This is a genomic window from Geothrix sp., assembly GCF_049292215.1.
In the GTDB taxonomy this organism is placed as follows: Bacteria; Acidobacteriota; Holophagae; order Holophagales; family Holophagaceae; genus Geothrix.
On record NZ_JBATQW010000002.1, the window covers coordinates 1 to 24783 of the forward strand.

The window sequence follows — 24783 nt, forward strand, 5'->3', positions numbered from 1 at the left end:
CTTTCACGGCGGTAACACGGGTTCAAATCCCGTTAGCCCTACCAGAAATACCAACACTTAGGCCCGCGAAAGCGGGCCTAAGTTGTGCCGTGTCCAAGGGCTGTCCAAAAGGTCTTCCTGGAAGGCCTCAGACGGTCCCGGTGGAGATTGGGCCTATCTTCTCCACTGCAGGGAGACAAGTTGGGCAGCACCCTAGTCAGACGAAGACGACGATCCAAGGCAATGATCATGCTGATCCTGGACTACGACAGGGCCTTCAGCAGCGATGGAGTCCCCTATGGGGTTGCCCGGACATCAAGGCTTAGCAAGCGGCTAAGGAGGGCCATGCTACAAGAGGCCCGTTGGCAGCACTAAGCACAACCTTTGCGGTTGCCTGCGCAATCCTGAGGGCAAACTGGGGGGGAAGGGACGACCGCTGCGCAATGTCCGGGGGGGGCGGACCAGATTCCATAAAATTTTGGAATCAATTCGAAGCAAGTAGCGACGAGGGTTTGAGCTGATTTGAGGCCCCAATCGAGACCTTAATGGCATCCAAACCTACGAGCACAATCCGGGACGGCCCCAAAACGGCGGGACAATGTGCATGCGGCCACCGACAGCCGGAAGCCGCGCCACCACAGGGTTTCCGGGCAAGGCCTTGGGGGTGGCACCCCTGCCGAAGGCCTGCCCGAAAGGAACTCTCATGAATGACCGCCTCTCCCCCACTACCGTGACGCTGGCCTCCGGCGACCCCCTCCCCCCGGCCGCGCGGCCCGCTGCCGATGGGGTGAAGGATTGGCTCCTTCTCGGGCCTGCGGAGGGCCGGGACAGCGAGTACGGCCTCTACGCCTGCCCGGTGTGCGGCGCCCCCGCGCCCAAGAAGCACGGCCACGTCCAGTCCCACCAGGTCTCCTGTGACGCCTGCCTCCGGGTACGGCTCGAGGCGGCGGCCAAGCAGCGGGGCATGACCTACCTCGGACCCGTCGCCGGGCGGTCCGGCTACCACACCTACATCTTCGATGGTTGCGGGCATCCCACGGAGGGCCAACCCGGGAATCTCCGTTCCGGCCAGCCGCGGTGCAAGGCCTGCCTCGAGGAGAAACTGCGGGAGGAGGCGCACGCGCAGGGCTACGAGTACATCGGGGAGATCGAGGGGGACAAGCGCCGCCGGTGGTACAAGCACCTGGTGGTCACACCCGATGGAGAGCCCTGTGGGCACAAGGACAAGTTCCAGCCCGGGAACATGCGAATCGGGGCCGTCACCTGCACGGTGTGCGAGGGCGGCGCGCGAGCCAAGCTCAAGACGACGAAGCAGAAGTCGCGTAAGGCGCGGACCCGGCGGCCCGAAACTATCGAGAAGTACAAGGCCATCGGGCAGGCCAAGGGCTGGCACGCACTTGAGATCGTCGGCGCGCATGGGCTCGTCCTCTGGGAGTGCAACACGTGCGTTCATCTGCAGAAGGGCACGGCCGGCAACATGGAGCGAGCCGGGATGAGGTGCGACGTTCACCAGAACATCGAGGAGCACTGGAGGGCCGAGGCCGACGCCAGGAACCTCGACCTCGTGGAGCGCCTCGACGGAAAGACCGCGCTGTACCAGTGCCGCGTCTGCGGCCATCCGATGCCCAAGAAGGCGGCCAATCTGCGCCTGGCCGAGGGGCCGGCCGAGTGTCCCGTGTGCCGGGAACGGGGCTGGCGGGAGGATGCGGAGGACCAGCGCTTTCTCTATCTGGGCCCGGGAGCTGAGTTCGCCTACGGGAACTACCGGCATCCGCTGCGGCCTGACGGTTCCCCTTGCGGGTGGGAAGGTGATTTCGTCCGGCGGAACATGGGCGCTGGTGAGGTGTCTTGCCCCTGGTGCGGCGAGCCTGGAGAGTCGGCCCTCCACCAGGGTGTGGCCCATTGGCTTTTGTCCCAGAGCGAGTTCCCCGGCCTTCACGTGGAGCGCGAGGCCAAGATTTTCGGCCCCGGCGTTCTTCAGGGCCACCCTCTCCGGCTGGATTTCCTCCTCACCTACGGGGATCTCCGTACGAACCTCGAGATCGATGGCCTCCAGCACTTTTCCTGCAAGGTCTCGTACCTTAAGGGGCGGCCTGCCAAGTGGCGTCGTTCCGTGGCACACGATGCGCGCAAGGAAACCCTCTGCAGGCTGCGCGGGGACCGGGTGCTGCACGTCGGCACCTGGGAGGGCCTCGAGGTTGCCATTCAGCTGCTGCGCGAGGTGCTGTCCGGGGCCCGTTTCACCGACCGCCGGGCTGAGGACTTGCCTTTCTTTGGGTCCGGCCTCCCGGGTGGCTGCCCGGCCCCTGACTGGTACACCATTCGCGCGGCCGTGATCGCCGAGACCGAGAAGGCCATGCGCGCCCAGGAGGCCAGCTAGGCGCCACCAGAAAATCTAGGACCGGGATGCTGGGGACCTAGACCAAGAAGGTCCCCAGTGGGAAGTATGGAATCGGCCTACTTCACCCAGTCGAGGCTCATCAGTTGCAGGCAATTGATGTAGCGGGCGAAGGAATTGAGCCGGCTTTCCCGCCAGGTATATCCCCGTGGGCAGCTCCAGCCTTCCAAATTGCTGGGCTACGACCTCTCGTGGCACTCCATGGGCATTGCGTTTGTGGCATTTATTTATATAGTTGGTGATCTGTCTTCCGGACGGGGCCACATACCCATAGTGCCAGACACTGAAAACATGCAGCTCAGCCTCTAGTCCGAACGTAGAGGCTTTCTTGATGTAGCGCTGGCGGTCTGTCGCTCGAACATTTGTGTTGTCCACGACCACGATGGGAGCGTTGTTCGTAATGGCTTCCAGAAAACGCTGCTGACATTGACTATGAGCCGCACCAAGCTGCCAGAGATCCCAAACATCTTCGAAGGACTGGCTGGTAGCTGTAGCTAATTCCTCAAAGTAATGGTCCGCGCTGACAATCACGGCCTCAGGGAAGTGTTCCCGCGCATACGTCGACTTGCCAGAGCCAGAACAACCGACAAGTAAGATCACTCGTGATGCCACAGATCCCTTTCAAGGGAGTCAATTCCAATTTTTAGTGTACGGCTACCCATTAGACAGTGCGTGACCAACTACCCCTATCAGCGCAGTAACCCTGTAAGTTCTGTTATGTTTCTATATTTTTTATTTTTAACAACTTAAGCTTTTTTTGGGACCCATTTTCGATCATACCGATCCTCTGAGAACCCTCGCTACTTCGTTTTCAGGATCAAGGCTGCCTGATCACCTTTAATCCCCAGCATCGAAGCCGACTGGTCCACGGACCATCCCGCCTCGAGTGCGCTGGCCAGGAATTCCCACCTGGCCTCCCGTAAGGCGGCAGGGGTGTGCCCGTCCCCCTGCCCGTCCTCGGCGAGCAGGGCTCTAAAGAGCTTTCGCTCGAGGGGCCCGCATAATTCGGGCATCCTTGGGCTCTCGGTTCTCTTGAGTGCCACCAAGGGGCGGATGATGCCACCTTCCTGGCTGATCACCCCCCGCCTTTGAAGTTTCAATAGGACCCCGTAGAGCCTCCGAGCGACACGCCCCTTGGCGCCTTTGCTGGACCTCTTGGACACCAGAAAGACCGCGAAGTGGTCGAGGAGGGCACGCCGCAACACACCTTCGGGGTAGGACTCAAGAAGGACCTGACGAACCCAAACCCCGCTGAGCCTTCCTACAGCCATGCCCGCCTCTGCCAGATAGGACTGCCAAATGGTGGCCGGTAGACCTTCACTCAACCCCACCCGATCTTGAGGGCGCGAGAGAGGCCCTTTTCGGTAGGTGCCCCTGAAGCCAACTCCCCATTCAGATGCCGCCATAGCCTCCTGAGGCCAGCTTTTAGGGCGATGGCGTCTATCCAATCCCCGTCCCAATCCACCTGCCGAAACTGACATACCGCCACGCCGAGTGCCTGGGCGTAGGCCACCTCGAGCTGATCTCCCGCCACCCAGGTGAGCCGATCCAACACACTGGCCTCCGGCCGCAGACAAAGGATGGGGCGTCCCTCCATGGTCGGAACCAAGGTCGAGGCCTCGCCCTTCTCGAACACATAATCGCCAACCGCCAGTGGCCCCGTAGGGAACTCGATGGGAACACCATCCACCACCACGTGCCGGCCCAAGGCCTCCTCCACGTGGATCCCAGCCTTGGCGAGGTCACCCACGGAAAGATGGGTGATGAAATCCAAATCTCCAGTGGCGAAGATTCCTTCCCGCTGGCCGACCCACACCTGAACGGCAGAACCTCCCACCAGCACCGCGTCAGCCTTGAGCTGCTCAAAGGCGTTCAACAAGGCCGAGGGCACCCCAATCGGCGCGGGCGCGTAATGCCACCGCCGCGAGGTCATGTCCGTTTCCGCTTGGGAGGCCGCCGCCGCTCACCGTCCAGACGCACCGAATCCTCCCGCTCCTTGAGCGCCACCGGATCCTCCGCCTCACGGAGGAGCCGACGTTCGATGGGATCCCGCGACTTCCGGGCGGCGCTCGCGGCCAGCCGGTTCCCATACCTCGAGAGCACGCCCTCCAAGGAAATGGTTGGACGGGTCCGGTTGTCCTGGATGCGACGAATGGCCTCCAGGGCCCGCGTGATGGTGCTTGGACGCACCCGCCGCAGGGGCTGCTCCTGGCGGCTGAGCATGGGCTGGCTGATGCGCAGCGCGAAGGCCAGGTCCGACTGCGTGATCCCTGCCGCCTCTCGGGCCGCCCGAATGGGGTTTACGGGAAGGGTGGTTTCGAGGCAGGACGCCGGGTTGGCCAGGAGCCGATCCAAGGCGCCCACCTCGTTGATCGTGGAAGGTGCGGCGGGCTTAAGGCGACGTCGGATGGCCGGCGTGAACTGAGCCACGGGCACGAGGGCGAATATCCGCCGCCCCTCGTCATCCGTGATGTAGCCCACCGAGCGCATGCCGGCCTCCAGATGAAATTATAACCTTTTATAACCTTTTCACCAAATGGAATACACCGCCCACCCGCCCCATTCGAACCAAAGCCTCGAAAGGCTTAAGTTGCAGATCCACCTCCTAGGCCTCCAGCACTCCGAGGCCTTTATCGGAGAGGAGTTGGCAGGCTGCCCGGAACAGCTCTCACGCTATGCCGAGGCACTCCGGTCCATGGAGAGACGGCCCGTCTGTGCGTGGCTGGTCGCGTTGCGCAGTGGGAAGTGGACTCCGTTTCCCGTCGACTGCTCCACCTGAGCCCGCTAACCAGACCCCGGACGGGGAAGGGACTGCGCGGTCCTAGCCCCGTCCCACCGAGTGGGTGTTCATCCAGCCTGCATAGCGGCGGTCGGAGGTGCGGGTGTGTTCGATCATCCAGTTCCTCAGGCACACCAGCAGCACCGAGGCACTCAGCGTGCCCCCCTTGAACTGCCGATACAGGTCTTGGACCTCGGCGATGGCATGGGAGTGTTGGTCGAAGTGGGCCTGGTAGCCGGGGCACCGCTGGTCGATGAGCACCGACTCCTCGTAGTTGAAGTGGTTGCGCACCGTATGGATGAAGTGGCTGAAAATCTCGTTGGCAGTACTGCGGTCACGCTGGATGACCAGCACCGTGTGGAAGCGGTTGATGAGGTTCACGAGGGCCCGATGCTGTTCGTCGATCTTCGGGTTGCCCAACTGGTCGATGGCCCGCCATTCCAGGAACGCCCCCGACGCGGGTTCGGGTGTGGTCGGGACCTCTCCAAGGCGCATCAGGTGCAGCACGGACCTGACATTCCGCTCGGCGGAAGCCCGGAATTTGAACAGCGCGTTTGGCTCGATCACAGGGACGGATTCCAGGGTGGGGAGGATTCCCCGGTCAGGCTTCGATGTCCTCAAAGGTCTCGCTTCAGGACCGCCCACCGCAGGCGATCCCCTGCGGCGCTCGTTCCTATAGCCAATCTGGCTCGGGGGCCCTCCCCATTCCATACGCTTGATTACCTACATTGAGGATCAGTTCATGCTGGTGGCGGTATAGCAGCCACGCAGAATCTGCACCTGGATGGTCACCTCGTAGAGCGCAGACAGGTTCGCGCTGGTGAGCACCTCGGCCTTCGGGCCATCCAGGAACACGCGCCCCGCCTTCAACAGGATCACGCGCTCGACCTGGGGGAGGACCTCCTCGATGTGATGGGTCACCAGAAGGATCGTCTTGTGGCGCTTCGCCAGGTTCTGGAGCATCTCCAGGAAGGTCTGCCGGGCGACGAGATCCAGCCCCGTGGTGGGCTCATCCAGCAGCAGGGCCCGAGGGTCGTGGACCAGGGCCCTGGCGATGAGCACACGCCGGGCCTCGCCCGTGGACATCTCCTCCAGGCGCTTGCGGGAGAGGTATTCGGCGCCGACCATCGCCAGGGAAGCCTCGGCCTGCTGGCGCATGGCGGGTGTCACCTCCTGATGAGAGAAGAGCCCCTGGCTGGCGAAGAAGCCGGACAGCACCACGCCCAGGCCGTTGCGGGCCCCGCCGCCATCGGCGCGGAGGAAGGCCTGCTGCAAGTCGGCGGAGACGATGCCCAGCTGGGTGCGCAGCGCGAAGAGGTCCCACCGGTCCTGCCCAAGGATGCGGATCGGCGGATCGTCCGGTTCGGGTCGCAGCGGATAGTCCTGCCGCGTCACCAGGCGGATGAGCGAGGACTTGCCCGAGCCGTTGGGTCCGAGGATGGCCGTGTGCTCACCTTCCAGGATCTCGAAACTGAGGTCATCCAAGGCCGGTCGGCCACCCCTAAGCAGGGTCGCGTGGCGGAGGGACAGCAGCGGCGGGCCTGCGCCTTCCCGGGAACCAGGGTCGATCGGGTGCATCGCCACAAGCCCTAGAGGCCCAAAGCGCGGGGCAGCCGCGGGCTGGAAATCAGGTCGACGAAGACCTCCCACCGCCGTCCGGGGTCCGCCACGGTCCCGCCTTGCCGCTCGACCCACTGCCGCACGAGCTGCTCACCCAGGTTGTAGTTGATGACGTAGCTGCGGTAGGTGTCGATGAAGCGCAGGCGCTGGGCGGCCTGGGCCTCGGTGCGCAGGGAATACTGCACGAGCAAGGCCTCGGCCTGGGCACGGTCCAGCCGGCCATCCAGGTAGCCCCTGGCGGCCTCGTTGTCGGTGAAGGCCAGCACCTTCATCTCCGCCTGCACGCGGGCCCAGCGCTCGGCTTCGGCGGGATCGAGACCCGCCAGGGGGAAGAGCACGTCCCGCTCAAAGGCCAGGCGCTCAGCGCCGGGGAAAGCCACCTCGATTCCGAAGTTGGCGGTGCCCTCCGCAATGAGCGACTGGGGTGAGAACAGCGGGTAGACCGTGAACTCCACCCAGCCCTTGCCCACCGGCGAGGGCTGCGCGAAGCGCTGCTCCAGCAGGGCGTTGTAGACGTGGTGGCCCGGGTAGCCCTCGTGGGCGGCCAGATCCAGGGCCCGGTCGATGGCGATGGGCAGGTCCAAGTTCACCTGGATCACGGAGTGCCCGCCGCCCTGGTACCAGTTGTAGGCGGACCAGGACTTCCCGGTGACGTACTCCACGCGGAAGTGGTCCGAGTCAGGCAGGGTCGCGTGCCGGCGCGTGCGGTCGCGGGCCTCGGCAATGGCCGCTTGGAAGACCGCGTCCACCCGCAGGGTTGGCACAATGATCCGCTCCCGCAGCCGCTGGTAGCGGTCCTGCACGGAGCCGGGGCCGTCCAGCAGCCCGTCCAGCCGCGCCAGGGCGGAATCCAGGGCGGCTTCGGACGTCACGGGCGGCCGGACCTGGTAGAGGGCCTCGGCTTCATCGTCGAAGGAGAAACGTTGGCCATCCAGACGGGCCAGGTGCGCCGCCACAGCGCCGAGCTGGCCCAGCAGGTAGTCCCGGCGCAGGGCCTCGCCCTCCTGCGGCTCCGCGGCGGCCACCCCGTCGAGCAGCTGGTCCGCCTCGGCCCGCAGCTCGGCCAGGGGGCGCGGCTCCCCGGCTTCCGCGACCTGCTTCCAGGCCTTGGGGCCGTAGTAGGCGTCGACGAAGTCCCCGTCGTGGCGGCCCACCGCCAGCACCAGGTTCACGTAGTCGGAGGCCCAGCGGGAAAGGGTCCTGTCCATGCGTCCTCCTCGTCCCAGGCATGGTCCCACAACCCCTACGGAGTGGCTCCACCCCACGTCGCTGACGCCCGGCCACATTCCCCCGCATTGATCGTTCTGCGAGGCGCTATGCTGGCCCTCCTGATCCGTGGAGTCCCCATGCGCTGCACCCCGACCACCGGCCGCTCGTAGGTCCCTGTGCATCGGCTCCGCCCCCTCGCCTCACTCATCCTGGTGGCCACGCTGGTGCCGGGCGCACAGGCCCAGGTGCCAGTGCGCAACGCCGCGGACCTGCAGAAGCAGCTGGACCGTCTGCAGACCCTGGGCAGCGTGCTCTACATCGCGGCCCACCCCGACGACGAGAACACCGCCGTGCTGGCCACCCTGTCGAAGGGCCGAAACCTGCGCACGGCCTACCTCTCCATTACCCGGGGCGGCGGCGGGCAGAACCTCATCGGCCCGGAGCTGGGCGACGGCCTCGCGGCCATCCGTACCCAGGAGCTGCTGGCCGCCCGGCGCCTTGATGGCGCCGAGCAGTTCTTCACGTCCGCGGTGGACTTCGGCTACTCCAAGACTGCCGAGGAGTCCCTGCGGATCTGGAACCACGATCACGTGCTGGGCGATGTGGTACGCACGATCCGCACCTTCCGCCCCGACGTGATCCTCACCCGCTTCCCCCCTGATGCCCGGGCCGGGCACGGCCACCACACGGCCTCGGCCATGCTCGCCATCGAGGCCTTCAGAGCCGCCGCGGATCCCTCCCGCTACCCGGACCAGGTGAAGGCCGGGCTGCGTCCCTGGCAGGCCACCCGCCTGCTGTGGAACCACTTCCGCTTCAGCGAAGATGCGCCGAAGCCAGCCCCCGGCAGCCTCACCCTGGACGTCGGCACCTTCGACCCCCTGCTGGGCCGCTCCTACGGCGAGCTCGCCGCCGAGAGCCGCAGCCAGCACCGCAGCCAGGGCTTCGGCGTGCTGGCCCAGCGCGGCGCCAGGGAGGAGAGCTTCGAGCTGCTGGCCGGCAAGCCCGCGAAGACCGGCCTCTTCGAGGGCCTCGACCTGGGCTGGTCCCGCTTCCCCGGCACCGGCGACGTGGCCGCGCGGCTGCGGGAGGCCCGCCAGGGCTTCCGACCCGATCAGCCCGCGGCCAGCCTGCCTGCGCTTCTGAGGGCGCGGCAGGCCCTCCAGGCCCTGCCTCCGGCCCTGCGGTTGGAACCCCTGCTCCAGGCCAAGGTCGCCGAGTTGGAGGACCTGCTCCGGGCCGCCGCCGGACTCTGGGTGGAGGCCATCGCGGATCGCCAGCGACTCGCTCCCGGAGACCAGCTCACGGTGAACACTGCCGTGCTGGCCCGAGGAGGCGCCCCCCTGGTGCTGGAGTCCCTGGCCCTCGAGGCCGTGACACCCGAAGGCGCGCACGCCCTGGAGGTCCACCCGGACGGCAAGCCCCTGCCCGACAACGCCCCCCGGAAGGAAGCCTTCTCCTTCGCGGTGCCCTCAACCACGCCCCTCAGCCATCCCCACTGGCTGGGTGGACCAGGCGCCGTCTGGGCTGGCCTGCCCGACTCGGCCCCGCCCTTCCGTGTGCGGACCCGTGTGGTCCATCCCGAGGGCAGCTTCGACGTGGTGGTGCCTGTGCAGTTCCGCTTCCGGGATCCGGTTCTGGGTGAGCGTTACCAGCCCCTGGCCGTGGTGCCTGCGGCTTTCGTCCACCTGGAAGAGGGCGTCCAGATCTTCGATGGACCAGGTGCTAGGGAGGTTCGGCTGAAGGTTACCGCCGGGGCCGCCCGCGCCGCGGGCCGGGTGCGAGTTCAGGTGCCTGCCCCCTGGAAAGTGGAACCTGCCGAACAGGCATTCACCCTCGCCCGCGCCGGGGAGGAGCAGAAGCTGTCCTTCCGCCTCACGCCGCCAGCTTCTTCCGCTTCCAGCGAGCTACGGGTGGAGGTGGACACCGGGGCCGGCTACGCGACCGCCCGCGGCCTGGTGAAGCTGGACCACCCGCACATCCCCCTGCAGACCCTGCTTCCAGAAGCCAGGGTGCGTCTGGAGCGCTTCGACCTGAAGCACAACGGCCACCGCATCGGCTACGTCATGGGCGCCGGCGACGACATCCCCCAGGCCCTGCGCCGCCTCGGCTACGAGGTGGACCTCCTAACCGACGAGGCCCTGGCCCGGGAGGACCTCGCCCGCTTCGACGCCATCGTGCTGGGCATCCGCGCCTACAACACCCGCCCCGCCCTGCAGACCCTGAAGGAGCGCCTGCACGCCTACGTCGCCGCAGGCGGCACGGAGGTGGTGCTCTACACCGTGAACACGGGCTTCCCGGGCATCAATGCCGCCATGGTCACGGACACCATCGGCCCCTACCCCTTCAAGGTGGGCCGGAAGCGCGTCACCGACGAGACCGTGCCCGTGCGCCTCCTGCAGCCCGGGCACCCGGTCTTCCACAGGCCCAACGAGCTCACCGCGAAGGATTTCGAGGGCTGGGTGCAGGAGCGGAGCCTCTACCACGCCGAAGGCATGGACGCCCGCTACACGCCCCTTCTGGGCATGGCGGATCCCGGAGAGGCCGAAGACACCGGCGCCCTGATCGTGGCGCCACACGGCAAGGGGCACTACGTCTACACGGGCCTCGCCTTCTTCCGCCAGCTGCCGGACGGGGTTCCCGGAGCCACGCGCCTCTTCGCCAACCTCTTGGCCCTGGGCCATCCATGACTGAGCCCGAGAAGGAGGATATGCCGCCGATCCTGGGCTCCTGGAAGCGCCTCTACGCCCTGGTGCTGGGCGAGCTGCTGCTCTGCATCCTGCTCTTCCGCCTCTTCTCCTGGGCCTTCTCATGAGCCGCCTGGACTGGCTGGTCCTGGGTGGCGCCCTCCTCTTTGTGGTCCTTTGGGGCCTCTGGAAGGGACGCGGTGCCACCACGGGCGAAGGCTACATCGGCGGCGGGCGGGACCACCGCTGGTGGCTCATCGGCCTCTCCATCATCGCCACCCAGACCAGCGCCATCACCTTCCTCTCCACGCCCGGCCAGGCCTACGTGGACGGCATGCGCTTCGTGCAGTTCTACTTCGGCCTGCCCATCGCAGCCGTGGTGCTCTCGGTCACCCTCATCCCCCTCTACCACCGGCTCAAGGTCTCCACCGCCTACGAGCTGCTGGAGGCACGCTTCGACCTGAAGACCCGCCTCCTCGCGGCCATCCTGTTCCTCATCCAGCGGGGCCTTGCCGTGGGCCTCACCATCTTCGCCCCTGCCCTGGTGCTCTCGGTGCTGCTGGGCTGGAGCCTCCACGTCAACATCCTGATCGTGGGCACCCTGGTCATGATCTACACCGTGACCGGCGGCACCAAGGCCGTGGCCTGGGCCCACAGCTCGCAGATGGTGATCATCGCCTGCGGCATGCTGCTAGCCGGCGTCATGACGGCTTACCGGCTGCCCGCCGACGTGAGCTTCGGCGACGCCCTGCATGTGGCCGGGGGCCTGGGGCGCTTGAACGTCATCGACACCCACTTCGATCCCAACAGCCGCTACAACCTCTGGTCGGGTCTCATCGGCGGTTTCTTCCTCATGCTGTCGTACTTCGGCACGGACCAGTCCCAGGTGCAGCGCTACCTGGCGGGCAGCGACCTCACCCAGAGCCGCCTGGGCCTGCTGATGAACGCCATGATCAAGGTGCCCATGCAATTCCTCATTCTGCTGCTGGGGGCCCTGGTCTTCGTCTTCTACCAGTTCCACGCGCCGCCGCTCTTCTTCAACCCCGGCCCCGTGAAGCAGGTGCTGGCGGGCCCTGATGCCGCCGCCTACCGGGCCCTCGAAACGAAGTTCGCCCAGGCCCGGACCGCCCAAAGCCAGAAGGCTGAGGCCTACGTCAGCGCCCGCCACAGCGGCGATGCCGCGTCGATGGCGGCGGCCAAGCACCAGCTATCGCAATCCCACGCCGAGAGCGAAGCGATCCGGCGTGAAGGGGTGGCCCTCATCGAAAAGGCCAACCCCGGCACAAACCCCAGCGACACGAACTACATCTTCCTGGCCTACGTGCTGAGCAGCCTGCCCGTGGGTCTCGTGGGCCTGGTCATCGCCGCTGTGTTCTCCGGCTCCATGTCCTCCATGTCCGGCGAGATCAGCGCCCTGGGCGCCACCACCGTGGTGGACCTGTGGCGGCGCCTGGTCGGTGGCAGCCAGGGCCAGCGCGAGGTGTGGGTGGGCCGCATCGCCACCTTCGCCTGGGGTTGCTTCGCCATGGCCTTCGCCGAGTACGCCGCCAGACTCGGCTCGCTCATCGAGGCCGTGAACATCCTGGGTTCGCTTTTCTACGGGACGATACTGGGCATCTTCATCACGGCCTTCTACGTCAAGCGCGTCCGCGGTGGCACGGCCTTCTACGCGGCCCTGGTGGCGGAGGTCGGTGTGTTGGCCTGCTTCAAGTTCACCGCCATCTCGTTCCTCTGGTACAACCTCATCGGCTGTGTGGCGGTGGTGGCGCTGGCCTGGGTATTCAGCTTCTTCCAGCCGCCACAGGCTCTCCCCGAAGGCGGATCTGCGGCCTAGGAGAGGACGTCCATCGCCTCGACGCTGAGGCGCAGGGTCTCAATGAGCACCCCACTGCCCTGGGCATCCAGGGGCGACCACTCCAGTCCCACGGGGAAGGTGTTGCGCAGACGCCAGCTCAGGGTGGGCTGGTGCTGCTCGTCCAGCAGGCTCACCACGAGGTCACGCCGCTCGGCCAGGCCGAAGTGGACGGTGTTCATCCACTGGAAGAACTCGTGGTCGGCGGGGACCACGCCGCGCTGCAGGACGCAGTCGCCGACCCGGAGCAGGCCGGGCAGCTGGCGAACAGAATCCACGGGATCAGAGCCCTCCCGGTAGCGGATCACGTCCCGTTCCAGCCGAGGCAGCTGCACGTGGGTGAAGCCGATGCGGGAGAAGCCCGCCTGGACCAGGAAGTGGAAGGACTGATGGGGGTAGTGGGCGGGCATGCTGCCTCCTGGGTGGGTCAGAGGGTTTCGCGCAGCCGGGTCCAGGCCGCGAGGTCGTGGCGGATGGCCCGGCGCAGGCGCCGGCCATCCTCGGTGCGCCATTCGAGCCGGGCCTCGAACTGCATGGGCTGCTTGCGCTGCTGGTAGCCGGCAAGGGTGTCGATCAGCAGGGGGATCCGGCGGCCGGCGCTCAGGAACTCCAGTTGGGTGAAGAGCGGCTGCTCATTGAGCCGGTGCCCCGCCAGATCGCGGATCACGCGGCTGAAGCGCACCCGGACACCGTGGGCATGGCCGCCTTCGCAGGCCAGCACGAAGTGGAGCGCCCCCCGCTCGACCAGGACATCGAGGATCACGTCAGCTCCGGTCGCCACGCAGGGCACGGTCCCCCTGGTCGTCACCAGATTGCGTGGGCTGCCTGTCGGCATGCGTCCTCCGGGGGTCGGGCTACCGGCGGAACTCTAACATGTCTCGACAGTCATCGTTCTCAGCCAGGCGGAGTGCTGAGGCTGAGGGTTCGGCCGGTTCAGCCGCCGCCAGCCCCAGGCGAGAGTCGCCGCCAGCAGTAGCCAGCCGATGGGGGACCTGGCGGCGATCTTCAGATCCTGCCGCGAGGGGATGGCCGCGAACACCAGGTTGGCCAGCAGAAAGAGTACCCCCGCCTCCGGCCAGCCGAATCGCGGGTTCCCGCCCAGCCGCCAGAGAAGCAGCCAGTAGGCCAGGGGTAGAAGCAGCAGCGGCGCCAAGCCGATGAAGAAGGCGTTGTACCAGCGCAGGTTGGCCAGGCCCACCTCCCCCAGCACCCAGCCTCGACCTTCCCGCCGGGGCAGGATGGTGAAGTGGGTCGGGCGCCCGCCCAGCAGGTGGCCCAGGAGCCAGTGGCAAAGCTCGTGGCAGAGGGTCCCCGGCAGGATCAGCAGGGAGAACAGCCAGAAGGAGCGTCGCGCCTGGTTCAGCAGCCAGAGCATGGCGGCAAAGCCCGCCAGGTAGGCCAGCTGCAGACCGTGGATGCCCGAAGGGGCCTGGACGTGCTCCATCCGACCAAGGTATCGCATCGTGACCACGAGCACAGACTCATGACCAGGTGCCGGAAAGACGATATTTTTACCAACGGGTCTTTTAATGGCCGTCAACTCCGCCACCACCCTCCCCCGGACCAGAACCATGAGCGCCTTTCAGTGGGACCAGAGCTTCCTGACCGGCCTCGACCAGGTGGATGAGCAGCACCACGCGCTGGTGGACCTGATCAACCGGCTCAGTGGCCTGCTGGAGGCGGGCGACATTGCGGATCCGCGGGCGCTGGCCAGGGTCTGCGAGGAGCTGACGCAGTACGCGAAGTACCACTTCACCGAAGAGCAGATGTTCATGGACGAGCTGGGGGTGGATGCCCGGCATGTGGGGCACCATGTCCGGGAACATGCGGACTTCTTCCTGGACCTGGCCCGGATGCGGGCCGAGGTCTCGGCCGGCGTTCCCGAGGCGGCCCGTCATCTGCTGGAGTTCCTCGTCCACTGGCTGGCGGCGCACATCCTGGGGTCCGACCAGGCCATGGCCCGCCAGATCGCCGCCATGAGCGCGGGCCGCAGCCCTGCCGAGGCCTTCGCAGCGGAGGAGCGCGCCATCGACGGGGCCACCGGCATCCTGCTCAAGTCCCTCGGGGGCCTCATCATGCTGGTGTCCGAGCGCAGCCGGCAGCTGGCGGAGCTGAACGAGACCCTGGAGAACCGCGTGTTCCGGCGGACCCAGGAGCTGTCGCTGGTGAACGAGCGCCTGTCCCTCTCGGTCAAGCGCCTCGAGGCCGAGCAGAAGGAGACCCGCCGCCTGAGCCGGGAGCTGGAGGAGGCCAACAGGCAATTGGAAGGCTATGCCATGATCGACCGGCTCACCGGCCTGCCGAACCTGCAGTACGCCATGAACCGGCTGACCTCCGAGATCGCCTCCGCCCGGAACTTCAATCATCCCCTGAGCGTGGTGATCTTCGCGGCGGAGGGCTTCAAGGCCGTCAATGAGGTCCATGGTCACGCCGCGGGCGACGAGATCATCATGTCGCTGGGCGTCCTGCTCCGGATGGCCTTCCGCCACCACGACGTGGTCTGCCATGTCGGCGTGGAGGAGTTTCTCGTCATCTGCCCCCTGACCACCCACGCCGAAGCGGTCCTGCTCATGGACCGCGTCCGGGCGGCCCTGCCGGGCCTGGAAGTCCGCGTTGGCTCCGACGTCTGGAAGGGGCCCGTCAGCGCGGGGGTTGCCGAGTTGGGATCAGGGGTCGATACCGTCAAGAAGCTGATCCAGGCCGCGACGACGCGGCGCTGGCCGCTGGAACCCTAGGCCCGCCGGGCGACGACCACCAGGTCCGAAGACGCGGGACCCCACGGTTCCCCAGTCATGGTTCCCAGCGTCTCCTCCACGGTGAAGCCAGCCTCCCTGAGGAGGGCCTCGACCTCGACCCGACACCACCCCCTGATGGCCACGTCGTGGGCGGCGATCAGCTCGAGCGGAGGTTCCGCTCCGGGTCGATAGCGCAGGTGGGCCGGCGTGAAGGTGAGGCGGCCGCCACCATGGTGGGTCATGAGGCGCAGGAAGACGGTCTCCCCGCCCTCCCCTTCGCCTGGGCGCAGGACCACCGGAAAGGTGCGCTCGCCGCGGGCGAGGATGCGGTCGTAGTTGAGCAGCTGGAGGAGGAAAGGCGCTCCCGGCGCGAGACCGCCGGCAAGTGCCGAGAAGAAGGCACGCACCTCGGCTTCCTCGCAGAGGTGGGGCAGCGTGTTGCCCACACAGATCGCGGCACCCTGGCCACCCGGGATGGCTCCCGCCAGGTCCGTGAGCCCCGCTTCGACATAGCTGCCTTGTGGATCGAGCTCGCGGGCGGCATCCAGCTGGGAGGCCGAGACATCCACCCCAGTGACCTCGAAGCCGAGCCCGGTCAGGAACCGCGTGTGCTCGCCGCTGCCGCAGCCGAGGTCGAGCGCCCGCGGCGAGGGCGCTCCCGCCAGCACCCGCTGGAGCAGGGGCGCCTCCCGCTGGAGGCGCTCGGGCCAGGCGATGAGGCCCCGGTAGGCGATGCGTCCGTAGGGGTCGGGCTCAGGTCCACTCATGGAGGGAGTGTAGCCCTTGGCCTCAACGGGGCCACAGCGACCCGAAGATCCCCGCGCTGAGCAGGCCGTAGATCAGGGCATCCGCCAGGTCCTTCAGGACGCTGCTCCAGGGCTTGCCCATCCAGATGGCCAGGCTGATGCTGCCGAAGCCGTAGGCCACGAAGGACACGGCGCCCACGACGCGGAACACCTGCAGGTAGTGGGTGCCGACACCGAGGGTCCGGCCGGCCAGGTAGGCCGCCGTGATGGCGACCAGCACCGTAAAGGCGAACCACTTGCCCAAGGCCGCGCCCATGGCCGGGGCCCCGTTGGGCATCACCACCACCATGGCCACGGGGCCTTCCTGGTATTTCGCCAGCATCTCGGGCTTGCCCATGTCCTTGTGGTCCGAGCAGTGGGGCAGCACGTACTGGCCAGGCGTGGGCGACTCCTTGCGGATCGCGGCCCGCACCTCGTCTTCATTGGCGAGGGCCTTGTACTCCGAGGCGTGCCACTTCAGCACCATGTGCACGAGGCTGCTGGCGACGAAGACGCCAACGGCCGAGAGCAGGATGGGCAGCCAGAGCTGAGTGAGGGAGACATGGGGCATGGCAGCTCCTGTTGTCTAGACAGCGGTTTGGGGATGTCCGTAGGGTGAATTCGCAGCCGGCGCCCGTCAAGGGTTCCGGCGGGGCTTCCGGGGTCCCGGCGCGGAGTGGCAGCCAGTGGCAGCATCCACGGCGTCGATCCAGCCCGCCTTGGCCTCGGGAAAGGCATCCGCGTAGGGCACGTAGGGCTTCACATCCAGCACCGGCGTGCCGTCCAACAGGTCCACGCCCCGCAGATGCAGGGTCCGGCCCTCGACGGCCACCAGCTCCACCGCCGAGAGGCCGAGGGCGTTGGGTCGGTGCGGCGAGCGCGTGGCCAGCACGCCCCGCTTGCCCTTCGGTCCCCGGGGCGGCTGCACCAGGGGCGCCCAGCCTTCGCTGAGGTGGAAGGCGAAGATGAGCCAGACGCGCTCGAAGCCCGCCAGGTCGCGCAGCACGGTCGCGGGCAGGGAGGCGTCGAGTTCCAGGGTGGCCTCGGCCGGCGCACCCGATTCGGTGCCCGCCACCACCGTGGGCTGGTGCGGCGCGTCGATGCGCTTCGCATAGGGCGTGCGTACGATGCCGATGGGTCGGTAGGTGAAGGCCGGGGAATCCATGGGTGAAGCGTAGCGCCCCGGGGCAACCCGGGGCCCTTGATCCTGGCGGCTCCCTTGACTTGGACTGGACGCGGGGGGCCATGGATAGGAGCATCACCAAGGCGGCAGGTGCCAGCCGTCCGCCTCACCTTGCTGCTCCTTCTGACTGCCCGCCCATGATCATCTACCGCATCGCCCACACTGGATCCCGCATCGTCGGCCGCCTCTTGTTCCGGCACCGGACCCTTCACCGCGAGCGGATTCCCGAAGCCGGCGGGGCCCTCATCGTGGCCAACCACGTCAGCTACCTGGATCCCGCCGCGGTGGGCGCATCCTTCCGGAAACCGATCTACTACCTGGCCCGCAAGTCCCTCTTCAAGGGCTTTCTCGGCTGGCTGCTGCCCCGCATCCAGGTGCTACCCGTGGATCGCGGCAAAGGCGACCTCGCCAGCATGAAGCGGATCCTCAGCCTGCTCAAGGAGGGCAACCGGGTGGTCATCTTCCCGGAGGGAACCCGCTCCGTGGATGGCACGCTCCAGCAGGCGGAGGCCGGCATCGGCTTCATCATCGCCAAGTGCGACGTGCCCGTGGTGCCCGTGCGGATCTTCGGCGCCTTCGAGTGCTTCCCTCGGGGCTCCAGCTGGCCACGGCCGGGCCGCATCACCATCGTCCCCGGCCTGCCGGTGGATTTCTCGGCCATCCCCGCGGAACTCACAGGCCGGGAGCGCTACCAAGCCTGTGCCGACCAGGTCATGAAGGCCCTGGGCGACATCAGGCTGGACGCCTGACGCCGGCCACTCAGACAGACCAGTCGTCTCCAGGCTGCGGACTCGGGGGTGGTAGGGCCGCCGGATCCAGGTTTGGCCCGGTGCGAAGGGGGATCTCGATCCTGAACGTGGCGCCCTGACCGGACTCGCTCTCGATCCAGACCCGGCCCCCATGGAGCTCCACCATCTGCTTGACGATGGACAGACCCAGGCCCGTGCTGTACTCGCCACCCGTTGGCTTCGCCGAGAGCCGCTGGAAGAGGCCGAAAGCCTGGACCTTATCCTCGGGTGACAGACCCGGCCCTTCGTCGCTCACCTGGATCTCGACCCAGCCCTGACCCTCCTCCACCCTCGGAGTGACCATCACCAGGACCTCCTTCCCGTGGGGCGAGTACTTGATGGCGTTGTTCACCAGGTTGTCCACGGCCCGCTTGAAGTGGACCTCGTCCACGTGGCCCCAGCACTCGCCGGCGAGCATCTCCCGGTAGGTGAGCCGGATGGCCTTGCTGGCGGCGTATTCGAGGTTGGTCGTCACCACCTGGTGGACCAGGCTGGGGATGTTGGACTCCACCAGACGGAGCGTCACGTCCCGGGCCTCCTGGGCGGCCGTGTCCAGCAGGCCGTTGATGATCTGAAGCATCTTCTGGCCGATCTCCCGGAGCTTCCGGGCCCGGGCTTCGATGTCGGGGCTGGTCTCCCAGGCCTCCTCCTGAATCAGCTGGGCGTGCAAGAGGATCCCGGTGAGGGGGTTCTTGAGATCGTGGGCGGTGGTGGCTAGGAAGCGGCTCTTGAGCTGGTTGGCCTGCGTCAGATCCTCGTTGGCCTCGCGCAGGTCGCGGGTCCGGGCGTCGACGGTCTCCTGCAGGATGCGGTTCTGGCGGCGGAGGGAGCGGTAGCGGAGCAGGACCGCCCCGTATACCGCCCCGGAGGCGCCAAGCAGGAAGAGCAGCCTGGCCCACCAGGTTTCGAACCAGCGGGGGAGGACCCGGAAGGCCAGGCTGGTGCTCGGTCCCGGCGGCCCCCCCTCCTGCCGAAGGCGGACCTCCAGCTGGTAGCTTCCCTCGGGGAGCGCGCCATACCTCAGGTGGTTGCTGTCCAGCCGGACCCAGTCCTGCTCCACGCCGGACAGCCGGGCTTCGAGTTGCAACGAGCTGGGCGATAGCGCGGACGGCAGGGCGAAGCGCGCCTCCAGATCGGCCCTGGGTCCGAGTCGGGGTTCCGGTCCACCGAGGGGAAGCGGCTTGCCGTGGACACTCCAGCCCAGGAGGAGCGGGCGCACCAGGGCCGGGGGCTTGGTCTCCTCCGCAGTCCGGTAGCGCCCCAGCCCCGAGGTGGTACCAAACCAGAGGTCCCCATTCGGCTCAAGCAACAGCCCTTGGGTGGTGGCATCCGCGCCCGGGATGCCCTCGCCGGGGGCGAACCAGGCCTCCAGGGTGCGGGTGCCAGCATCCAGCCGACCCAGGCCCTGGCTGGTGCCCACCCAGAGGCGCCCAGAGGGCGCGGCGGCCAGGGAGAACACGAGGAGCTGCCCCTTGTCGCGGAAGGGCGACCACTCCTCCACCTGCTTCCAGGTCCCCCCCTCATGCCGATGGCGGGTGAGAACCGGGCGATCCAGGTAGGCCACCCAGATGTCTCCGTCGCCCATGCGCTGGGCGCTGAGGGGTGTGTAGGGAAGGGTCGCGCCAAGGGATTCCCAGGTCCCTCCGGACCTCAGATACACCGTGGATTTCGTGGGCAGGTAGACGGCCCCGGTGCTGTCCTGCACGACTTCGAAGATCCCCTCCGGCGGCTTCCCGTCCAGGGTCCCGGGCTCCCACGCCCATCCCCCGGACCGCTTCACCCCCCGCGCGAGGCGGTGCTGGTAGTCGGAGATCCAGACCGTGCCGTCCGCCTCCACCCCCAGACCCCGGGAGACCCCAGAAGGCTCCATGCAGGAGGCATGGCTCTGCACCTTCAGGGAGGCCGGGTCGATGGTGTAGAGGGTGCCGCCGGGACTGCCCACGGCGAGGAGGGTGCCGTCCGGATGCAGGCGCACCCTCGAAAACTGCCCCTTGGCCACCACCTTCCAGCCCGCCGGTCCAAGGACGGCGAGGCCCCCGTCCGTGGCGGCCCACAGGCGCCCCTGGCGGTCCCGGAGGCTGGTCCAGACCACGTTGCTGGGGAGGCCGTCCTCCACGTCGTGGAGGGTCCAGAGGCCCCGGCCGAGCACCTGGGTCACGCCCAGGGAAGCCACCCAGGGGGAGCTTTCTGCATCGAGCATACCGGTCACGGGAACATAGCCCTTGGGTCCGGTGGCCACCGGGCGCGTCTCGGTGCCCCGGCACCTCAGCAGGCCCTGGGCCGTGTTGATCCAGAGCCACCCGGTCCGGTCCCGGGCGATGCCGAAGTGGTCTGGGATCGCCTCGGAGAAGGGACTGCCAAGGCGTGTCCAGGGGGCCTTGCCCGGCGCCTTGCGCCAGAAGCTCAACCGGGTCCGCATCCAAGTGAAACCCGCGCCATCCCAGCCGAAGGCCAGGGGGATGTCGCCCGTCTCCGCCGGCATCCGCTCCAGGGCCCAGGCCCGCCGGGAAGCGTCCAGAGTCCAGATCCCCTGCTTGCCGAGTACCTTCACTCCGGTCGCGGTAGGATCCGCAAAGACCTGGATGAGGTCTGCCGGACCGGGCCGGGCCGGCGCCAGGGAGAATGTCCCTCCGGAATGCACGAACAGCTGGGTCCCGGCGTGGACCCACAGATCGCCCTGGGCGTCGAGACCCAGGTGATGGATCCGCTGGGCGAGGGGGCCCCCCTCTGCATGAAAGGTCCAGCCTGCGTCCAGCCAGCCGAGGCCGTTCCGTGTCCCCACCCAGAGCCGGCCATCCTGGCCCGCCAGGAGGGTCGTGATGAAGCGGTGGTCCGGGGGCAGGTCCAGGGGTTCGAACCGGCGGCCGTCGAAGCGGAAGAGCCCCCCTTCCGTCCCCGCATAGATCAGACCGTCCGCCCCCTGGGCCAGGGCGATGACCGACGTGTTGGTGAGCCCCTCCGGGAACCCGAAGGTCCGGCCCGGGTAGCGCCCCGGTGCCTGTCCATCGGCCGCGACCATGGGCAGGAGCGCGCCGAACAGCAGGCTCCGCAAGAGGCGAGGCAGGGACATGAAGGGCCAGGTCATGGGGTCCGGTGGGATGGAGACAGGTGAGATGGATTTTGGGCAGATCGAATGATCCCAGGTGGACCATCCCTGCCGTCTGTTCGGGATTTCCTCCATCCCGGATTAATCGGGGCGGGCCAACGGGAGGGGTCAATCCGGCACTCCGGGGGCCCCAGGGCTGTCCGGTGCCCCTACCATTCGGATATGAGCCCCGACGATCCCCCCCGCGCCCGCCGGCCCCGCTACAAGGGCACCCACCCCCGGCGCTTCGTGGAGAAGTACAAGGAGCTGGCCCCGGAGCAGCATGCTTCGGAGCTGGAGAAGGTCATGGCCCGGGGTCATACACCGGCAGGCACTCACCGGTCGATCATGGTGGACGAGATCCTGGCGGTGCTGGATCCGAAGCCGGGCGAGGTGGCCCTGGACGCCACCCTGGGCTACGGCGGCCACACGCGGGAGCTGCTGCCGCGCCTGCTGCCCGGGGGGCGACTCTTCGGCGTGGACGTGGATCCCCTGGAACTGCCCCTCACGGAGGCCCGGCTGCGGGCCCTGGGCTTCGGCGAGGACGTGCTCACCGTGCGCCGCATGAACTTCGCAGGGCTTCCGCGGCTGAAGGCCGAGTCCGGCGGGTTCGACCTGGTGCTGGCGGACCTCGGTGTGTCCTCCATGCAGATCGACAACCCGGCCAGGGGCTTCACCTGGAAGGCGGAAGGACCCCTGGACCTGCGGTTGAACCCCCAGCGTGGCCGATCCGCGGCCGCACTGCTGGCCTCCCTGGACGAACAGGCCCTGGCAGATCTGCTCGTCGAGAACTCGGACGAACCGTACGCGGCGGCGATCGCCCGGGAAGTGCACGGACAAGCCATCCGGACCACGCGCGATCTTGCAGAGCGCGTGAGGGCGGCGCTGCGCGCCGAGGGGCTGGAGGATGAAGAGACCAAGAAGGCCCTGCAGCGCACCTTCCAGGCCCTGCGGATCGCCGTGAACGACGAGCTTACGGTGCTGGACCAGTTCCTCTCCCTCCTTCCTGGGGTGCTGAATCCCGGCGGCCGCGTGGCCATTCTCACCTTCCACTCGGGGGAGGACCGCCGGGTGAAGAAGGCATTCCAGCAGGGCCTGCGCGAGGGCCTCTATGCTGAGGTGGCCGCCGAGCCCCAGCGGGCTTCGGCGGAGGAACGCCGGGCCAACCCGCGGTCGACCAGCGCCAAGCTGCGCTGGGCCCGACTTCCCCGCGGCTGAGCCTTACGATAGGGTGGTCGGATATGATTACCGCCCCCTCCTCCCCTCTCCGCACGACGATCCTCTGGGTTCTCGCCCTGCTGCTCATGGCCGCCACGGTGGTCTACCAGCGCCGAACGGGTCCCACCCATCCGCTGCGCGGCACGGTGACGATCGCCGGTTCCACTACCACCTTCAAGCTCATCCGCAGCGAGGAGACGGTGCGTGAGGCCCGGGTGGCCCTGCCGGATCCCGGCGTTCCCGGCACCCTGGTCTGGCGGCGCTTCCCCCTCCAGGAGGCCTGGAACCGCCAGCCCATGGTTCGCGAGCAGAAGGACGGCAAGGGCGAGCTGGCGGGCTACCTACCCAAGCAGCCCGCGGCCGGCAAGCTGGAGTACACCGTGGAACTGGGCGATGGCCCTGGTGCGGTTCGGCTGCCCCAGGACGGCCCGGTGGTGCTGCGCTACAAGGGCCCCGTGGCCCTGGCCGTATTGCTGCCCCATGTCGCCATGATGTTCATCGCCGTGCTGCTCGGCCTGCGAACCGGACTGGGGGCGCTCTTCGGAACCACCGCGCCCCGCCGCCTCCTGTGGCTCACGCTCGCCTGCATGACCCTGGGCGGTTTGATCCTCGGGCCTTTCGTGCAGAAGGCCGCCTTCGGCCATTACTGGACCGGCTTCCCCTGGGGCTACGACCTGACCGACAACAAGACCCTGCTTATGTGGGGCGTGTGGGTGCTGGCGGCCCTCGTCGCGGGGCCTCGGCCCCGAAGCCGAGAAGGCTGGAGCCGTGCGGCGGTGCTGGCGGCCACCCTGGCCATGGCCGTGGTCTACCTCATCCCCCACAGCATGCGGGGCAGCCAGTTGGATTACAGCAAGGTGAAGGCTGGTGGAGACTCGAAAGACGCGGTGGTCACCGGGCGCTAGGTACGGTCCCCGCCAGGCGTCCCAGCGCCAGCGCAAAGTTCACCTGCTGCATCAGCCCCGCCAGGTTCCAGGCGGGATCGTAGCGGTCCGTGGGCCGGTGGTAGTGGTTGAGGAAGTCCGCCGCCCTGGCCTGGGCCGCGGCCTTGTCGCCCAGGTAGTCCCAGCCCCCGTTCAGCGAGAAGCCCGGCGACAGGGCCGGCACGCCCGCCTGCATGAAGGGGAAGTGGTCCGAGCGAAAGCAGAGCCCCGCGGGATCCGCCTTGGCCGGGGTGACGACCAGGCCCGTCGAGGCGGCCGCCTGGGCGCAGAGGGCCCGCAGCTTCGGAGCGTTCGTTCCCAGCAGACCGATGTCCCGGGTGGGGCCGATCACGTTCAGGCTCTCAAGGTTGATGTTCAGCACCGTGGCCGCCAGGGGCCAGAGCGGCGAGGCCACATAGGCAGCCGACCCGAGCAGGCCCTGCTCCTCGGCGCAGGGGAAGAAGACCATGACGCTGCGTTTCAGGGGCTGGTGTACCAGGGTCTGGGCCAGGGCCAGCACGGCGGCACAGCCGCTGGCGTTGTCCACGGCCCCGGAGTAGATGGCGCCGTCCGCCCCTTTGCCGAAGTGATCCCAGTGGGCCGAGTAGATGACCAGCTCCTGTTTCAGCTTGGGATCGGTGCCCGGCAGGATGCCCGCCACGTTCCACTGCTCTAGGCTCCGCACCTTGGAGACCAGCCGTCCCCGGGCCTGGATGGGCAGGGCCACGGGGCGGAAGGACAGGGCGTCCGCGCCGGAAGCCAGCGCGCGGAAATCCTGGCCCGCCAGGGTGAAGAGCCGGGTGGCCATGGCCTCGGTGATCCAGCCCTGCATGGCCCCAGCCTGGCCGGCGCCCTCCCGCTGGAAGCGTTCCTGGACCCAGCCGTTGCGAACCACGGCCCAGCCGTAGCCGGCGGAGGCATCCGTGTGCACCAACAGGACGCCCGCGGCGCCACGGCGGCGGGCCTCTTCAAACTTGTGTGTCCACCGACCGTAGAGGTTCTCCGGCTCGCAGCAGAGGGGCATGGGCGCCCCGCCCTTGCGGTCCCCCACCAGCATCAACAGGATGCGGCCCCGCACATCCAGGCCCTTGTAGTCGTCCCGGCTGCCATCGGCGGCCGTGATGCCATGGCCCACGAACACCAGAGGCGCGTCCACGGCCAGGGTGGTTTCCGCGGCCGCCGCGCCCATGACGAGGTCCGTGCCCAGAGCAGGTGCCAGTGCATCCTGTGGACCTATAAAGCGGAGGCTGCTGGCGGCCGCGTCCAGCCGCAGGCCGGACAGCCGTACTGTCTGCCGATAGCTGGCGCCGTTCGCGGGCTGCAGCCCTAGGACCTGCAGCTGGGTCTCCAGGTAGCGCACGGCGAGTTCACCACCCCGCTGCCCGGTGCCGCGGCCTTCCAGCACATCGTCAGCCAGGAAAGCAAGGTGTGCCCTGAGGGCTATCTCATCGACCTGCGACCGCTGGGCCCAGAGAGGCGTGAGCGCCAAGGCCGCGAGAAGGACTGGGAGAAGGGTGTTTGTCATGCCACCACCATAGCCTGTGC

Annotated in this window: 22 protein-coding genes; 8 read left to right on the plus strand and 14 right to left on the minus strand. The window is 67.6% G+C overall.

Going from position 1 to position 24783, the window contains the following annotated elements; translation table 11 throughout:
• Positions 1–682: 682 nt before the first annotated feature.
• On the plus strand, positions 683–2359 hold the full coding sequence (locus tag WAS25_RS00205; protein ID WP_422309136.1) for a hypothetical protein: 1677 nt from the start codon (positions 683–685) through the stop codon (positions 2357–2359).
• Between the two features lie 15 nt (positions 2360–2374).
• Here WAS25_RS00205 and WAS25_RS00210 read toward each other — a convergent pair whose 3' ends face one another.
• The 6 genes from WAS25_RS00210 to WAS25_RS00235 all read right to left on the minus strand — a co-directional run bounded on the left by WAS25_RS00210 (position 2375) and on the right by WAS25_RS00235 (position 7984).
• Positions 2375–2989 carry an AAA family ATPase gene (locus tag WAS25_RS00210; RefSeq protein ID WP_422309138.1) on the minus strand — a complete coding sequence of 205 codons (615 nt, stop codon included), beginning with the start codon at positions 2987–2989 and terminating at the stop codon, positions 2375–2377.
• A gap of 709 nt (positions 2990–3698) precedes the next feature.
• Positions 3699–4310, minus strand: coding sequence for a hypothetical protein (locus WAS25_RS00215; RefSeq protein WP_422309140.1), 612 nt, complete (start codon positions 4308–4310; stop codon positions 3699–3701).
• Entirely contained in the window at positions 4307–4867 is a 561-nt protein-coding gene (locus tag WAS25_RS00220; RefSeq protein ID WP_422309142.1) for a helix-turn-helix domain-containing protein, read from the minus strand. The genes WAS25_RS00215 and WAS25_RS00220 overlap by 4 nt, the downstream gene beginning before the upstream one ends.
• Positions 4868–5198: 331 nt before the next feature.
• Positions 5199–5723, minus strand: coding sequence for a bacteriohemerythrin (locus tag WAS25_RS00225; RefSeq protein WP_422309144.1), 525 nt, complete (start codon positions 5721–5723; stop codon positions 5199–5201).
• Between the two features lie 168 nt (positions 5724–5891).
• Entirely contained in the window at positions 5892–6734 is an 843-nt protein-coding gene (locus tag WAS25_RS00230) for an ABC transporter ATP-binding protein (RefSeq protein ID WP_422309145.1), read from the minus strand.
• 11 nt (positions 6735–6745) lie between these two features.
• Positions 6746–7984: a hypothetical protein gene (locus WAS25_RS00235; RefSeq protein ID WP_422309147.1), complete on the minus strand. Its 1239-nt coding sequence runs from the start codon at positions 7982–7984 to the stop codon at positions 6746–6748.
• A gap of 177 nt (positions 7985–8161) precedes the next feature.
• Here WAS25_RS00235 and WAS25_RS00240 point away from each other — a divergent pair, with 177 nt between their 5' ends.
• From WAS25_RS00240 to WAS25_RS00250, 3 genes are read left to right on the plus strand one after another with little or no spacing between them, the layout of a single operon-like run.
• Positions 8162–10672: a PIG-L family deacetylase gene (locus WAS25_RS00240; RefSeq protein ID WP_422309149.1), complete on the plus strand. Its 2511-nt coding sequence runs from the start codon at positions 8162–8164 to the stop codon at positions 10670–10672.
• Complete coding sequence (locus WAS25_RS00245; RefSeq protein ID WP_422309151.1) at positions 10669–10797, plus strand: hypothetical protein; 129 nt, start codon at positions 10669–10671, stop codon at positions 10795–10797. Before WAS25_RS00240 ends, WAS25_RS00245 begins: the two co-directional genes overlap by 4 nt.
• Positions 10794–12503, plus strand: a complete 1710-nt coding sequence (locus WAS25_RS00250) for a sodium:solute symporter (RefSeq protein WP_422309153.1) — start codon at positions 10794–10796, stop codon at positions 12501–12503. Before WAS25_RS00245 ends, WAS25_RS00250 begins: the two co-directional genes overlap by 4 nt.
• On the opposite strand, the gene WAS25_RS00255 is transcribed toward WAS25_RS00250, so the two are convergent.
• Genes WAS25_RS00255 through WAS25_RS00265 form a run of 3 tightly spaced genes read right to left on the minus strand, consistent with a single transcriptional unit; the run spans position 12500 to position 13983 of the window.
• Positions 12500–12931, minus strand: coding sequence for a phage tail protein (locus tag WAS25_RS00255; RefSeq protein WP_422309154.1), 432 nt, complete (start codon positions 12929–12931; stop codon positions 12500–12502). The two genes, WAS25_RS00250 and WAS25_RS00255, sit on opposite strands and share 4 nt — an antisense overlap.
• Positions 12932–12948: 17 nt before the next feature.
• Positions 12949–13356, minus strand: coding sequence for a hypothetical protein (locus WAS25_RS00260; RefSeq protein WP_422309156.1), 408 nt, complete (start codon positions 13354–13356; stop codon positions 12949–12951).
• A gap of 33 nt (positions 13357–13389) precedes the next feature.
• Positions 13390–13983 carry a hypothetical protein gene (locus WAS25_RS00265; protein WP_422309158.1) on the minus strand — a complete coding sequence of 198 codons (594 nt, stop codon included), beginning with the start codon at positions 13981–13983 and terminating at the stop codon, positions 13390–13392.
• A gap of 109 nt (positions 13984–14092) precedes the next feature.
• Between WAS25_RS00265 and WAS25_RS00270 the strand changes: the two genes are divergently transcribed.
• Entirely contained in the window at positions 14093–15256 is a 1164-nt protein-coding gene (locus WAS25_RS00270; protein WP_422309160.1) for a GGDEF domain-containing protein, read from the plus strand.
• Here the strand turns inward: WAS25_RS00270 and WAS25_RS00275 are convergent.
• The 3 genes from WAS25_RS00275 to tsaA form a co-directional block, all read right to left on the minus strand.
• Positions 15253–16023 carry a class I SAM-dependent methyltransferase gene (locus tag WAS25_RS00275; protein WP_422309162.1) on the minus strand — a complete coding sequence of 257 codons (771 nt, stop codon included), beginning with the start codon at positions 16021–16023 and terminating at the stop codon, positions 15253–15255. The genes WAS25_RS00270 and WAS25_RS00275 overlap by 4 nt on opposite strands.
• A 22-nt stretch (positions 16024–16045) precedes the next feature.
• Positions 16046–16612: a hypothetical protein gene (locus WAS25_RS00280; protein ID WP_422309164.1), complete on the minus strand. Its 567-nt coding sequence runs from the start codon at positions 16610–16612 to the stop codon at positions 16046–16048.
• A gap of 66 nt (positions 16613–16678) precedes the next feature.
• Positions 16679–17206, minus strand: a complete 528-nt coding sequence (tsaA, locus tag WAS25_RS00285) for a tRNA (N6-threonylcarbamoyladenosine(37)-N6)-methyltransferase TrmO (protein WP_422309165.1) — start codon at positions 17204–17206, stop codon at positions 16679–16681.
• A gap of 155 nt (positions 17207–17361) precedes the next feature.
• Here tsaA and WAS25_RS00290 point away from each other — a divergent pair, with 155 nt between their 5' ends.
• A complete protein-coding gene (locus WAS25_RS00290; RefSeq protein WP_422309167.1) occupies positions 17362–17973 on the plus strand; it encodes a lysophospholipid acyltransferase family protein in 612 nt (203 codons plus the stop codon).
• Positions 17974–17983: 10 nt separating this feature from the next.
• On the opposite strand, the gene WAS25_RS00295 is transcribed toward WAS25_RS00290, so the two are convergent.
• Complete coding sequence (locus WAS25_RS00295) at positions 17984–21097, minus strand: ATP-binding protein (RefSeq protein ID WP_422309169.1); 3114 nt, start codon at positions 21095–21097, stop codon at positions 17984–17986.
• A gap of 183 nt (positions 21098–21280) precedes the next feature.
• Here WAS25_RS00295 and rsmH point away from each other — a divergent pair, with 183 nt between their 5' ends.
• Both rsmH and WAS25_RS00305 read left to right on the plus strand, forming a co-directional pair.
• Positions 21281–22315 (plus strand): 16S rRNA (cytosine(1402)-N(4))-methyltransferase RsmH, encoded by a 1035-nt coding sequence (gene rsmH / locus WAS25_RS00300; RefSeq protein WP_422309171.1) that lies wholly within the window; start codon positions 21281–21283, stop codon positions 22313–22315.
• 23 nt (positions 22316–22338) lie between these two features.
• Complete coding sequence (locus tag WAS25_RS00305; RefSeq protein ID WP_422309173.1) at positions 22339–23220, plus strand: hypothetical protein; 882 nt, start codon at positions 22339–22341, stop codon at positions 23218–23220.
• On the opposite strand, the gene WAS25_RS00310 is transcribed toward WAS25_RS00305, so the two are convergent.
• Positions 23207–24763, minus strand: a complete 1557-nt coding sequence (locus WAS25_RS00310; protein ID WP_422309175.1) for a M28 family peptidase — start codon at positions 24761–24763, stop codon at positions 23207–23209. The genes WAS25_RS00305 and WAS25_RS00310 overlap by 14 nt on opposite strands.
• Positions 24764–24783: the final 20 nt, after the last annotated feature.